The organism is Rhodopseudomonas sp. BR0M22, assembly GCF_010907035.1.
In the GTDB taxonomy this organism is placed as follows: Bacteria; Pseudomonadota; Alphaproteobacteria; order Rhizobiales; family Xanthobacteraceae; genus Rhodopseudomonas.
The window spans coordinates 48,754-62,061 of sequence record NZ_QUMK01000019.1 but is presented as its reverse complement, the minus strand read 5'-3'; the positions used below and the strand labels follow the sequence as shown (position 1 = coordinate 62,061).

Annotated in this window: 12 protein-coding genes; 8 read left to right on the top strand and 4 right to left on the bottom strand. The window is 67.6% G+C overall.

Annotated elements, in window-relative coordinates; all coding sequences use genetic code 11:
- Nucleotides 1-94: 94 nt before the first annotated feature.
- The 5 genes from DY468_RS08490 (at nucleotide 95) to DY468_RS08470 (ending at nucleotide 6,631) form a co-directional block, all read left to right on the top strand.
- The gene (locus DY468_RS08490) at nucleotides 95-631 is read left to right on the top strand and encodes a PAS domain-containing protein (protein ID WP_164604219.1); all 537 of its coding nucleotides are present in this window, start codon (nucleotides 95-97) and stop codon (nucleotides 629-631) included.
- Nucleotides 594-1,916 carry a methyl-accepting chemotaxis protein gene (locus DY468_RS08485; RefSeq protein ID WP_164604217.1) on the top strand — a complete coding sequence of 441 codons (1,323 nt, stop codon included), beginning with the start codon at nucleotides 594-596 and terminating at the stop codon, nucleotides 1,914-1,916. Before DY468_RS08490 ends, DY468_RS08485 begins: the two co-directional genes overlap by 38 nt.
- A 216-nt stretch (nucleotides 1,917-2,132) precedes the next feature.
- A complete protein-coding gene (locus DY468_RS08480) occupies nucleotides 2,133-3,239 on the top strand; it encodes an efflux RND transporter periplasmic adaptor subunit (protein ID WP_164604215.1) in 1,107 nt (368 codons plus the stop codon).
- The gene (locus DY468_RS08475; RefSeq protein WP_164604213.1) at nucleotides 3,240-6,329 is read left to right on the top strand and encodes an efflux RND transporter permease subunit; all 3,090 of its coding nucleotides are present in this window, start codon (nucleotides 3,240-3,242) and stop codon (nucleotides 6,327-6,329) included.
- The gene (locus DY468_RS08470) at nucleotides 6,326-6,631 is read left to right on the top strand and encodes a DUF3240 family protein (protein WP_164604211.1); all 306 of its coding nucleotides are present in this window, start codon (nucleotides 6,326-6,328) and stop codon (nucleotides 6,629-6,631) included. The genes DY468_RS08475 and DY468_RS08470 overlap by 4 nt, the downstream gene beginning before the upstream one ends.
- Nucleotides 6,632-6,635: 4 nt before the next feature.
- On the opposite strand, the gene DY468_RS08465 is transcribed toward DY468_RS08470, so the two are convergent.
- Entirely contained in the window at nucleotides 6,636-8,459 is a 1,824-nt protein-coding gene (locus tag DY468_RS08465; RefSeq protein WP_164604209.1) for an SLC13 family permease, read from the bottom strand.
- 282 nt (nucleotides 8,460-8,741) lie between these two features.
- Between DY468_RS08465 and DY468_RS08460 the strand changes: the two genes are divergently transcribed.
- The gene (locus DY468_RS08460; protein ID WP_502706216.1) at nucleotides 8,742-9,797 is read left to right on the top strand and encodes a YeeE/YedE family protein; all 1,056 of its coding nucleotides are present in this window, start codon (nucleotides 8,742-8,744) and stop codon (nucleotides 9,795-9,797) included.
- A gap of 235 nt (nucleotides 9,798-10,032) precedes the next feature.
- Nucleotides 10,033-10,485, top strand: coding sequence for a DsrE family protein (locus DY468_RS08455; RefSeq protein WP_164604207.1), 453 nt, complete (start codon nucleotides 10,033-10,035; stop codon nucleotides 10,483-10,485).
- On the opposite strand, the gene DY468_RS08450 is transcribed toward DY468_RS08455, so the two are convergent.
- The 3 genes from DY468_RS08450 to DY468_RS08440 all read right to left on the bottom strand — a co-directional run bounded on the left by DY468_RS08450 (nucleotide 10,400) and on the right by DY468_RS08440 (nucleotide 12,520).
- Nucleotides 10,400-11,605: a YeeE/YedE family protein gene (locus tag DY468_RS08450; protein WP_164604206.1), complete on the bottom strand. Its 1,206-nt coding sequence runs from the start codon at nucleotides 11,603-11,605 to the stop codon at nucleotides 10,400-10,402. The genes DY468_RS08455 and DY468_RS08450 overlap by 86 nt on opposite strands.
- 75 nt (nucleotides 11,606-11,680) lie before the next feature.
- On the bottom strand, nucleotides 11,681-12,055 hold the full coding sequence (locus tag DY468_RS08445) for an ArsR/SmtB family transcription factor (RefSeq protein WP_164604204.1): 375 nt from the start codon (nucleotides 12,053-12,055) through the stop codon (nucleotides 11,681-11,683).
- Nucleotides 12,056-12,115: 60 nt separating this feature from the next.
- Entirely contained in the window at nucleotides 12,116-12,520 is a 405-nt protein-coding gene (locus DY468_RS08440; RefSeq protein ID WP_205512132.1) for a thioredoxin family protein, read from the bottom strand.
- Between the two features lie 40 nt (nucleotides 12,521-12,560).
- On the opposite strand from DY468_RS08440, the gene DY468_RS08435 reads away from it, so the two are divergent.
- Complete coding sequence (locus DY468_RS08435; protein ID WP_164604202.1) at nucleotides 12,561-13,304, top strand: cytochrome c biogenesis CcdA family protein; 744 nt, start codon at nucleotides 12,561-12,563, stop codon at nucleotides 13,302-13,304.
- The last annotated feature ends 4 nt before the right edge of the window (nucleotides 13,305-13,308 follow it).

Sequence of the window (13,308 nt, the reverse complement as noted above, 5' to 3'; positions counted from 1 at the left end):
CTACGAAGTCAGTTGCAATTGGCGGCGGGGCCTTAAGACAAATTCAAACGACCGATCATAAGAAGCATGAGCGTGTGGTGCGAGGAGAGAGGCGATGGCTGTCCAAATTCAGCCGACCGGCAAAGAAGTGTACTTTCCGGCGGGCGAACTGATCGTGTCCAAGACCGATCTGAAAGGCCGCATCACCTACGCCAACCGCACTTTTTGTCACATCGCCGGCTACGCCGAGGATGAACTGCTGGGCCAGCCGCACAGCATCATCCGCCACCCCGACATGCCGCGGGCGGTGTTTCGCCTGGTCTGGGACACGATCGCGGCAGGGCGCGAAATCTTCGGCTACGTCAAGAACATGGCGCGGTCCGGCGACCATTATTGGGTGTTCGCCCACGTCACGCCGTCGTTCGACGATGCCGGCAACATCGTCGCCTACCATTCCAACCGCCGCAACCCGGACCGCGGCATCATCGAGAACGCGATAGCCCCGCTCTATGCCGAAGTGCTGCGGGTCGAGCAGAGCCACGCCAACGGCAAGCAGGCGGTCGAGGCCGGCTACAAGGCGCTGGTGGACTTCGTCACCTCTCAGAAAGTCAGTTATGACGAACTCATGTTCGCTCTCAAGAGCGCTGCTTAATCTCGGCGTCGTCATCGCCGGTGCCTTGCTGGCGATCGCGCTGCAGGCGATGCAGTATCAGACCGCCGCCTGGGCGATGCAGGCGGTGGTGATCGGCGCGGCCGTGATGGCGATCTACCGGGTGGTCGAGACCGCCAAGCTGATCGACCAGGCGTCCGACGTCTGCAAGCGGATTTCCCGCGGCGACTTCGAAGCGCGCATTCTGCACATCGGCGAACGCGGCCGCACCGGCGAACTGCTGCTCACCGTCAACGACGTGATCGACGGCTGCGACGCCTTCGTGCGCGAGGCCACCGCGGCGATGCATGCGGTGCAGCAGCATCGCTACTTCCGCCGCATCCTGCCGGACGGGATGCACGGCGCGCTGCTGCGCGGCGCCAAGACCATCAACGCCGCCACCGACAGCATCGAGGCGCGGATCGACAGTTTCGCCCAGCAGGCGGCGCAGCTCGAAGCCGCGGTGAGCGACGTGGTGTCGTCGCTCGACGAGGATTCCCGCGGCATGCGCGACACCGCCGGCAGTCTCACCAGCGGTGCCTCGCTCACCCGCGAGCGCCTCACCGCCGTTGCCGCGGCGTCGGAGCAGGCCAGCAGCAACATGCGCAGCGTCGCCGCCGCCACCACCGAACTGTCCGCCAGCGCCCGCGAGGTCGGCGCCGAGATCGGCCGCTCCGCCGAAGTGGTCGGCCGGGCGGTGACCCGGGTGTCGGAAGCCTCTGCCAATGTCGCCAGCCTGCGCAGCGTCGCCGAGCGGATCGCCGAGGTGGTGAAGTCGATCGAAGTGATCGCCGGCCAGACCAACCTGCTGGCGCTGAACGCCACGATCGAGGCGGCGCGCGCCGGTGAAGCCGGTCGCGGCTTTGCGGTGGTGGCTGCGGAAGTGAAGGCACTCGCCGAGCAGACCGCCAAATTCACCGGCGAGATCGAGGATCAGGTCGATCACGTTCACAGCGCAGCCGACCTCGTCAGCCAGTCGATCGGCGAGATCGGGGAGGTGATGACCGAGGTCGACAACATCACGGCGGCCGTGGCCGGCGCCGCCGAGGCGCAATCGGCTGCGACCGCCGACATCGCCAGGAACATCGAGCAGGCTTACGACGTGGTCAGCGAGATCGCCGGCAGCATTCAGGCGGTGACCGCGAGCGCCCGCGACACCGAGCAGTCCGCCGCTTCGACCATGACCGCCTCGACCCATCTGTCGTCACAGTCGGAGACGCTGGCGCACCGGATCCGCGATTATCTCGGCCGTGTCCGCGCCGACATGCTGGCCCAGCGCGCCGGCTGAAGGTCGCAACGGTCGCAGCAGGACTGGCGAGTCCTGCTGCGAATCGCTGGCAATGCGCTCCGGACGCCGCACACCGGCTGTTGACGCTGGCGGCGGATGGACCTGTCAGCGTCCTGTCAGCCGCGCTAGCATAGGCAAGCAGCACGTTTTGCGGCGGCTGCGGGGAGCCGGCGCGTCCGGCATCTTTGGGCCGGCACAGGTGCCAGTGACAGACCCATGCTCCGCTTTTCGACCATCTGGCTTTTGCTGATTGCCGCCGTGCTGGCGTGCGGGACCGCGCGCGCCGGCGACGAACTGCCGATCTCAAAACAGCAGGCCGAACGGGTCGGGATCGAGACCTCGCCGCTGGAGAAGCAGCCCGCCGCGGCCGGCCTCAGTTTCCCGGGCAGGATTGCGGTGCCGCCGGATCGCAGCCGGCTGATGAATGCGCCGCTCGGCGGCCGGATCGAGCGGCTGCTGGTACGTACCGATACGGTGGTGAAGGCCGGCGATCTGCTGGCCGAGATCCAGAGCCCGGCGCTTGCCAACGCCCAGGCCGAGTATCTGGTCGCCTTCAATAAAGAGCGGCTGCTCAAGACCAATCTCGACCGCGAGGAGCAGCTCGCCCCTTATGGGGCGGTCACCAAGAAGCAGGTCATCGTCACCCAGAGCGAATATGAACAAGCCCGCGCGACCGCGGCCGAGCGCCGCCAGGCGCTGCTGCATTACGGCATGACCGAAGTAGCGGTCGACAAGCTGGCGGCGAGCCAGAAGCTCGACCCCAGGCTGACGCTGATCGCGCCGATCGATGGCGTGGTGCTGGAAAGTCCGACCACGCCCGGCCAGACCGTCGAGGCGCTGGCGCTGGTGTTCAAGCTGGCGCAGCTCGCGCCGCTGTGGGCCGAAATTCAGGTGCCGGCGTTGCGGGCGGAGGATTTCGCGGTCGGCGCCCGCGTCACGCTGCGCGGCCATGATTGCATCGGCAAGGTGGTGTCGATCGGCTCCAGCGTCGAGCCGACCTCGCAGACCGTGATCGTCCGCGCCGAGTTCGACGAGCCCGATACGGACTTGCGGCCCGGCCAGGTGGTCGAGGCGCAGATCGCTCCGATCACCAGCGGCGCGGCCGAATGGCGGGTCAACAGCGGCGCGATGGTGCGCCGGGGCAAGGACGCCTTCGTGTTCGTGCAGACCGACAGCGGCTTCGTCGCCACCCCGGTGAAGGTCCGCGAGGAGCTGCCGCAATTCGCGGTGGTCAGCGGCAGATTCCGCGGCGACGAGCGGATCGCAATACGCGGCATCGCCGCGCTGAAGGGCGCCTGGCAGGGGCTCGGCGGGGTCGAGTAGATGCTGACCCGTCTCGTCGAGTTCTCGCTGTCGCATCGCCTGCTGGTGGTGCTGGCCACGCTGCTGCTGATCGGCGCCGGCGTGCTGGCGTTCCGGCATCTGCCGATCGACGCTTTTCCGGACGTCTCGCCGGTCCAGGTCAAGATCATCATGAAGGCCCCGGGCATGACGCCCGAGGAAGTCGAGACCCGGGTGACGATGCCGCTCGAGCTCGAGATGCTCGGCATCCCCAACAAGACCATCCTGCGCTCGACCACCAAATACGGCCTCGCCGACGTCACCATCGATTTCGCCGACGGCGTCGACCTCTATTGGGCCCGCAATCAGGTCGCCGAACGGCTGGCTTCGGCGATGAAGGACATGCCCGACGGCCTCACCGGAGGGCTCGCGCCGATCACCACGCCGCTCGGCGAGATGTTCATGTTCACCATCGAGGGCGGCGACCTGACGCTGGCCGAGCGCCGCACGCTGCTCGATTGGACCATCCGTCCGGCGCTGCGCACGCTGCCCGGCGTCGCCGACGTCAATTCGCTCGGCGGCTTCGTTCGCAGCTTCGAGATCGTGCCCGACAATCTGGCGATGGCGTCGCACGGCATCACCATCGATACGCTGGAAAAGGCGATCGAGAAGAACAACCGCAACGGCGGAGCAGGGCGGCTGTCGGCCGGCGAAGAGGTGTTGCTGGTCCGCGTCGACGGTCAGGTCCGCAATCTCGACGATCTGCGCGACATCGTGCTGGCGTCGCGCGACGGCGGCATGGTGCGGGTCCGCGATGTCGCCGAAGTGCGGATCGGCAGCATCACCCGCTACGGCGCGGTGACGCGCGACGGTCAGGGCGAAACGGTGCAGGGCCTGGTGCTCGGCCTGCGCGGCGCCAATGCCCGCGACGTCGTCGATGGCGTCCGCGCCAAGTTCAAGGAGCTGGAGCCGACGCTGCCGAAGGGCGTGACGCTGAACGTGTTCTACGACCGCGGCGATCTGGTCGGGCGCGCCGTCGGCACGGTGTCGAAGTCGCTGCTCGAAGCCGTGGTGCTGGTGATCGTGCTGCTGATCCTGTTCCTCGGCGACTGGCGCGCCGCGCTGGTGGTGGCGTTGACGCTGCCGCTGTCGGCGCTCGCCACCTTCGTGCTGATGCGGTTCGCCGGCATGTCGGCGAACCTGATGAGCCTCGGCGGCCTCGCGGTGGCGATCGGCATGCTGATCGACGCCGCCGTGGTGGTGGTCGAGAACGTCGTGTCGCATCTGGCGCACGACCGCCACGCCGCGCAGGTGCCGCTGCTGCACCGGATCTATCAGGCGCTGCGCGAAGTGGTGGTGCCGGTGACGTCCGGCATCGGCATCATCGTCATCGTGTTTCTGCCGCTGCTGACGCTGCAGGGGCTGGAAGGCAAGCTGTTCATCCCGGTGGCGCTGGCGATCGTGTTTGCGCTCGGCTCGTCGCTGCTGCTGGCGCTGACCGTGATTCCCGTACTGGCCTCGCTGCTGCTGAAGACCGCCGGCCACGGCGACACCTGGCTGGTGCGCAAGATCAGCGCCGGCTACACGCCGGTGCTGCGGTTCGCGCTCAATCACGAGAAGGCGGTGCTGGCGGTGTCGGCGCTGGCGCTGGTCGCGACCGTGTTCGCCTATACGCAGCTCGGCAAAATCTTCATGCCGACGATGGAAGAGGGCACACCGATCATCAGCGTAGAGAAGCTGCCGTCGATCGGGCTCGAAGAAAGCGTCAATCTCGATCTCCGAATCCAGCAGGCGGTGATGGGCGCGGTGCCGGAGGTCAACAGCATTGTGGCGCGCGTCGGCTCCGACGAACTCGGCCTCGACCCGATGGGCCTCAATCAGACCGACACTTACATCATCCTCAAGCCCGAGGCGGAGTGGCGCCGGCCGCACGACAAGGACTGGCTGATGGGCGAGCTGCGCAAGGCGCTCGCCGGCTTCCCGGGCATCGGCTTCTCGTTCACCCAGCCGATCGAGATGCGGGTGCAGGAGATGATCATCGGCGCCCGCGGCGATGTAGTGGCGAAGATTTTCGGCACAGACATCCCGACGCTCAACCGGCTGGCCGAACAGATCACCGCGACATTGAAGACGCTGAAGGGCGCCGAAGACGTCCGCACCACGCTGAACGAAGGCTTCGAGTACTACAATGTCGGCATCGACCGGCTGCAGGCCGGCCGGCTCGGGCTCGATGTCGATGCGCTCACCGAAGCGCTGCGCACCCAGATCGAAGGCCGGCAGGCCGGCATCGTGGTCGAACAAGGCCGCCGCACGCCGGTGCTGATCCGCGGCACCGAGTCGCTGCGCGAGTCCCCGGCGCGGCTCGCCGGCATTAATCTGGTACTAGCCGATGGCAAGTCGGTGCCGCTCGCCAACGTGGCCAGACTGGAGCGGATCGACGGGCCGGTGAAGATCGACCGCGAGAACGGCAAGCGGCTGGCGCTGGTGATGAGCAACGTCTCGGGCCGCGACCTCGTCGGTTTCGTCGACGAGGCCAAGGCGGCGGTCGCCGAGCGAGTCAAGCTGCCGGAAGGCACCAGCATCGTCTGGGGCGGCCAGTTCGAGAACCAGCAGCGCGCCGCGGCGCGGCTCGGCGTCGTGGTGCCGATCGCACTGGCTTTGGTGTTCCTGCTGCTGTTCGTCACCTTCTCGTCGCTGCGGCAGTCGCTCTTGGTGTTCATCAACATCCCGTTCGCGCTGATCGGCGGCGTGTTCAGCCTGCTGATCACCGGCGAATATCTGTCGGTGCCGGCCTCGGTCGGCTTCATCGCGCTGCTCGGCATCGCGGTGCTGAACGGCCTGGTGCTGGTGTCGTATTTCAACATGCTGCGCAGCCAGGGGCTGCCGCCGGATCAGATCGTCGAGCTCGGCGCGCAGCGGCGGCTGCGGCCGATCCTGCTCACCGCCAGCATCACCGCGTTCGGCCTGGTGCCGCTGCTCTACGCCACCGGTCCGGGCGCCGACGTGCAGCGGCCGCTGGCGGTGGTGGTGATCGGCGGCCTCGTCACCTCGACGCTGCTGACGCTGGTGATCCTGCCGGTGCTTTATCGCCGCTTCGGGATTCCGCCGAAACCGTCGGAGGCCCAGCCATGAGCGCGATGGTGCTGACGCTGCTGGTGCCGGTGGCGCTGAAGGACGATGTCGTGGCCGCGATGCTGTCGCACGAGCCGACCGCGCGCGTCGGCTTCACCGCGCGGGAGGTCGAAGGTTACGGCCGCGATGTCGACTACGACAGCGTGGTCGAGCAGGTCCGCGGCCACACGCTGTCGGTCGAGATCGTCGTCACCGCCGACGCCGCAGCGTTGCGCGGCCTGCTCGATGCGCTCGGCGACGAATTCAACGGTCGCGGTCTGCGCTGGCGGATCGTGGCGGCGACCGCGGACGGTCTGCTGTAATCGATCAGATCGGCCACACGATCAACAGCATCGGCACCGCGACCGCGAGCACGACCAGTTCGAGCGGCAGCCCCATCCGCCAGTAATCGGCGAAGCGGTAGCCGCCCGGGCCCATGATCAGCGTGTTGTTCTTGTGGCCGATCGGGGTCAGGAACGCGCAGGACGAGGCGATCGTCACCGCCATCAGGAACGTGTCGGGATTGCCGCCGACGCGGTGGGCGAGGTCGATCGCGATCGGCCCCGCGACCACGATGGTGGCGACGTTGTTGAGCACGTCGGACAGCGCCATGGTGGCGACCATCAGGGCGATCAGCGCCACGACCGGCGAATAGCCCTGTGTGATTTCGCCGATCCACCCCGCCACCAGCGCGGTGCCGCCGACACGATCGAACGCCGCGCCGATCGGCAGCAGGCAGGCCAGCATCACCACCACCGGCCACTCGATGGTCGAGTAGAAGTCGCGCGCCGGCACCAGGCCGAACGCCGCATAGGCCACCACCGCCATCGCGATCGCCACCGTGAACGACAGCAGACCGAACGAGGCCGCCGCGATCGCCGCGACGAACAGCCCGACGGTGAGGGCGACCTTCCAGGCCCGATAGGGCGCGACGTTGATGGTGTTGACCGGCAGCAGCCGCATCGAATTCAGCGTCGCGGTCGAGGCCGCGCCGGGACCGGCCAGCAGCAGCAGGTCGCCGGCCTCGATCAGGCGGTCGGCGACCTTCTCCCGCGCCAGCTTGCCGGCGTGGGAAATGCCGAGCAGCGTCAGTCCGAACCGTTTGCGCAGCCGCAGCGACGCGGCGGACTGGCCGACCAGATAGGAATCGGAGCGCACCACCACTTCGACGATGGCCGATCCGCTGCCACGCTCTTTGGTGTCGCCGTCGTCCTTGCCGGCGTCGCTGCGCTTGGGGGCCGCCGCGTCTTGCGCGGCGCCTTCGGCCGACGCAGCTTCCTGCAGATTGGTCGCCTTGATGAAGGCGGCGATAGCGTCGCCCGAGCCTTTCACCACCAACAGGTCGTCCGGCTCGATGGTGTAGAGCCGGGCGCCGCTCCGCCGCAGCGTGCCGTCGCGGATCAGGCCGGTGATCAGCACGTCGGCATTCTCGGCGTCGTCCTCGAACTCGGCGACCAGCTTGCCGACTGCCGGCGACTCCTTGCCGACTTCGAGCTCGGCTTCGAACGAGGATTCCGAGGCGAGTTCGGCGGCGCTGTCGCCGCGGCGCGGCACCAGCCGCCAGCCGATCAGCGCAACGAAGATCACGCCGGCGACCGCCACCGCGACGCCGACCGGCGCGAAGTCGAACATCCGGTACGGTTGGCCGAGCTGCTCGGCGCGGATCGAGGAGGCGATGATGTTCGGCGGCGTGCCGATCAGCGTCGTCATACCGCCGAGGATAGTGGCGAACGACAGCGCCATCAGCGTCATGCCCGGCGGCCGGCCCGCTTTGCGCGCCGCCTGGATGTCCATCGGCATCAACAGCGCCAGCGCCGCGACGTTGTTGATCACCGCCGACAGCGCCGTCGCGATGCCGCCGACCAGCGCGATGTGAATGCCGATCGGTCGCTTGTCGTCGACCGCCCATTGCGCCACCACGCCGAGCACGCCGGAATTTTCGAATGCGCGCGAGGCGATCAGCACCAGCGCGACCACCACCACGGCGGGATTGGAGAAACCGGAGAACGCCGCATCCTGTGGCACCAGCCCGAGTGCGACCGCGATGAACAGTCCGGCCGCGGCCACCAGATCGTAGCGGAACCGGCCCCATACCAGCAGCGCCAGGATGGCGGCGAACAGGGCGAACAGCAGAATCTGGTCGAGCGTCATGGCGCGGATCGCAGTCCCGAAGGGTAAGAGGAAAGGCGGGATGGAACTCGCCGGTGGAACGGAGCGGCGGGCTTCAACGCGCGAGCTGCGGAACCGTGCCCATCGGCCGGGAGAATAATTTCATTCCTCGGATCGCGCCGGAAGGAGAAAACTCTGCTCCATCCCCAGCTGCTGCAACTTCCTGCTTAATTTTCCTCACGTATTTACCGCTTCTGCTGCGATGCGTACATCCAGCCGCGGAACAGGCGCGACCTCATGGCGCGCCGGCTGGAGGATCGGGCGATGCAGATGCCGGAACTGGTGATCATCCTGGGCTTTGCGATCGGCGCTGCGTTCGGCGTCGCCGGCCTGCTCAGCGGCTTCTGCCTGATGAGCGGGCTGCGCGACTACTGGACCAAGGACGACGGCCGCAAGCTTCGCAGCTACGCGGTGGCGCTGGCGGTCGCGATCGCCGGCACCCAGCTGATCGCCGGGCTCGGTTATGTCGACAGCGGCAAGTCGTTGTATCTGCAGCCGTCGTTCTCGGCGCCGCTGATCTTCCTCGGCGGCCTGATGTTCGGCCTCGGCATGGTCCTGGCGAATGGCTGCGCCTCGCGCGCGCTGGTGCTGCTCGGCAAGGGCAATCTACGCTCGCTGCTGGTGGTCGGCATCATCGCGGTGGCGGCGCAGATCACACTGAAGGGGCTGTTCGCGCCGGCGCGGCTCGCCTTCCTGCAGTGGACCCAGGTGTCGCCGCCGCACGTCTCGGTGCCGTCGCTGCTCGGCGCCGCGGGCCTCGGCGAAGCGGTCGCGCAGATCGCCGCGGTGCTGATCGCGGCCGGCGCGCTGCTGGTGTTCGCGTTCTCCGATCGCAGTTTCCGCCGTGCCGGCGGGCAGATCACGGCCGGCGTGGTGATCGGCCTGCTGGTCGTCGCCGGTTGGCTCGCGACCGGTTACTTCGGCGCCGACGACTTCAACCCGATCCCGGCGACCTCGCTGAGCTTCGTCGCGCCGCTCGCCGATACGCTGCAATACGCGATGTTCTCCACCGGCCTGACGCTGAGCTTCGGCGTCGCGCTCGCGGTCGGCGTGTTCGCCGGCAGCGCCACCACCGCGCTGCTCACCGGCCGCTTCGCGCTGGAAGGCTTCACCTCGGCGCCGCACATGCTGCGCTCGACGCTCGGCGCGGCGCTGATGGGCTCGGGCGGCGCGATGGCCTATGGCTGCTCGGTCGGGCAGGGCCTCACCGGCCTGTCGACGCTGGCGCTGCCGTCGTTCATCGCCGTCGCCGGCATCGTCGGCGGCGCCGCGCTCGGCATCCGCCGCTTCGCCCCGGTCGCAGCGCTCGCCGCGCGGTGAGTCCCTCACACCGGAGTCATTCCGGGGCGCGAGCGCAGCTCGCGAACCCGGAATCTCTCTTCGAGCTATCTCGGGATTCCGGGTTCACGCGTTTCACGCGTGCCCCGGAATGACGAACCTGAGATTCCCTTTCGACCTGACGGCAACGTGATCACTTGGTCCCGCTGATCCTTTGATGACAGCGGCTATCCGTGTGGTTAGTTTGCGTGGCGAACTACGTTCGGGGAGGATCACGATGAAGTCGTTGTTCAAGGCCGCCGCTGCGGCGGTGCTGCTCACGGTCGCTGCGGCGCCTGCTTTGGCGGCCGACGCCAAGCCGCACCGGGTCGCCATTCAGGTCGATCAGAACGATCCGGCGGTGATGAACCTTGCGCTCAACAATGCCGCCAACATCATCGACTACTACAAGGCCAAGAACGAGGACGTTCAGGTCGAGGTTGTCACCTTCGGCCCCGGCCTGCACATGCTGCGCACCGATTCATCGCCGGTGAAGGATCGCATCAAGCAGATCAGCGACGCCGCGTTTCCGTCCAGCATCAAATTCGCCGCCTGCGACAACACCAAGAAGGGCATGGAGAAGCACGAAGGCCATGCCGTCAGCCTCATTCCGCAAGCGAGCGAGGTGCCGTCGGGTGCGGTGCGTCTGATCGAACTGCAGGGCGACGGCTGGGCGTATTTGCGGCCGTAGGCCTCGCGGTCTCGCTGCGGCTGCGCAGGAACTCGCGCCAGCCGTCGAACCGGCGGCGGATCAGCTCGCGCGGCGATCCGTCGACCAGCACCGCGATGCCGATCCGCGCGCCCAGCATCATGCCGAGGATCGCGATCGGCCACGACAGCGCCATCACCGAGCCCGCGGTGATGCCCTGGCCGATGGTGCAGCCGCCGGTCAGGATGCCGCCGAATCCCATCAGCGCGGCGCCGGTGACGTGGCGGCGCATCTCGTGATCGTCGTCGAACGCTTCCCAGCGTAGCTCGTCGGCGCGCCACGCCGCCAGAAACGAGCCGAGCACCACGCCGAACACCGTGCCGACGCCGAAATCGGCGAAATTGCCGACGTTGAGCAGCCCCGCATACACCGCTTTGCCGATGGTCGAGACGAAGGTCAGGCTCTGCGGGTGCACCGGGCCGGCGAACGGATCGGCCAGTTTCGTGGTCGCGAGCCAGCCGACCACCGTCAGCACGCCGAGCGCGACTCCGGCCGCGAGCAGGCGCGGCGTCCGCCGCAGCCGCTTGTCGCCGAGCGCAATCAGACACAGCACGCCGCCGCCGAGCGCGGCGATCACCGCGCGCAGGTCCATGCCGGACAGATGCTGGAGCAGCGAAGCGAGATCGGCGTTGAGGCCGTCCGGCATCTTCAGCGCGAACCGCTCCAGCACGGTGATGCGGAAGCCGGACAGCATCCCGCGCAGCGTCGCATAGGCGGCGCCGCCGAGCACCAGGATCACCACGAAGCTGCGCAGATCGCCGGTGCCGAGCCGCACCAGCGAGCCGAACCCGCAGGTGCCGACGAGCGCCATGCCGACGCCGAACAGCACGCTGCCGATCACGATCGAGGCCAGCGGCAGCGCCGGCGCGGTGTAGTTGGATTGGCCGGGGTCGAGCTGGCCGGCGATCACCAGCGCCTGGGTGCCGAGCAGCGCGATGCCGAGCGCCAGGCCGAAGATGCGCAGGCGCCTGGTATCGCCGCCCATCAGCGCGTCTTCGACGGCGCCGAACGAGCACAGCCGCGCCAGCCGCACGAAGAAACCTGCGGTGACGCCGACGCACAGGCCGGCGAGCGCGAGCATCCAGGCGGATGCGTCCTGCATGGGGTTCCCTCGGTTGCGCGCAGGCGTGCGATGCGCCCTTGCGTCGCTTACTGGTCGCGTCGCGCGCGAGCCCGATTACTTCTGGGCGTCTCGCGCGGACGAGCAGAAGATATCATAGATCACCGAGATGACGCGACGAACGTCGTCGTTGGCGAGGCTGTAGTAAATGGTCTTACCGTCCCGCCTGGTGTCGACCATGCCGTCGTAGCGCAGCCGCGCGAGCTGCTGCGACACCGCCGACTGACGCAGCGACAGGATGTTCTCCAGTTCGCTCACCGAGCGCTCGCGTTCGGCGAGCAAGCAGAGAAGCAGCAGCCGGTTCTCGTGCGACACGGCTTTCAGGAAGTTGCTGGCCTTGCGCGCCCGGCGCATCAGCATGTCGAGCTCGGGCGAGTATTCCGCGCCGTCGCGGAGTTCGGTCTCGATATCGGGTTCGAGGATCGAGGTCATGGCGATCAGCTATCGTTTCGGTTGGCGTTGCAAGATGTCGTTCGCAGCATATGCAGCATATCAGGTGTGGCCGCGCTGCGGTGGCGGCGTCACCTTGGCGGCCAGCGCGCCGAGTAGGCCCCAGAATGCGTCGTCGTTGATGTAGCCGGTGATCCGCCCGATCTCGCGGCCCTGGTCCATCACCACGAAGGTCGGCGTGAACCGCACCGGACTTGCAAGGCCGAGGCCCGGGTCCTTGGCGTGGTCGATGTTGATGCGGCGCAGCGGCAGCAGCTTGGCCTCGTCGGTCTTGGGATAGATCGGGCCGACGTCGCGGTCCCAGCGCGCGCACCAGACGCAGCCGTCGCGTTCGAACATCACCAGCTCGGCCGCGTGCGCCGCCGCAGCCGTTAGCTGCGCCGCACACAACATAATCGCGCCGATGAGAGTCGATTTCAGCATCTTCCGGCCCATGATGTGATACATATAGACGAATTCGCATGTATGTTCCAGGGGCGGAAACGCGGTGGTTTCGAATATCTCGCTGGTCGGCGCCTTCGGGGCCGGGGTGCTGTCGTTCCTGTCGCCGTGCGTGCTGCCGCTGGTGCCGCCCTATCTGTGCTTTCTGGCCGGCGTCAGCCTGGACCAGCTGACCCGCGGTGCCGACCAGCCTGCCAAGGCGATCGATTGGCGGGTGGTGGCCTCGTCGGCCGCCTTCGTGCTCGGCTTCTCCACCGTGTTCGTTGCGCTCGGGGCGTCGGCCTCGGCGATCGGCAAGGCGGTGACCGAGCATTTCGACGCCCTCGGCATCGTCGCAGGCGTCATCATCATCGTGCTCGGACTCCATTTCCTCGGCCTATTCCGCATCGGCCTATTGTATCGCGAGGCGCGGTTTCACAACGTCCGCCGCGGCGTCGGTTTTGTCGGCGCCTATGTGGTCGGCCTGGCATTCGCATTCGGCTGGACGCCGTGCGTCGGGCCGGTACTGGCGACGATCCTGCTGGTCGCCGGCGTCGAAGGCTCGGCGGCGCACGGTGCGGTGCTGCTCGGCGCCTATTCGCTGGGGATCGGGCTGCCGTTCCTGCTGGCGTCTTTGTTTTCCGGCGCCTTCATCAGGCTGATGGCGCGGCTGCGGACACAGATGGCGACGGTCGAGAAGGTCATGGGCGGCGCGCTGGTGCTGACCGGCGTATTGTTTCTCACCGGCGCGATGCCGCGGATTTCAGGGTGGCTGCTGCAGACCTTTCCGGCCTTCGGCGAGATCGGCTGACGGC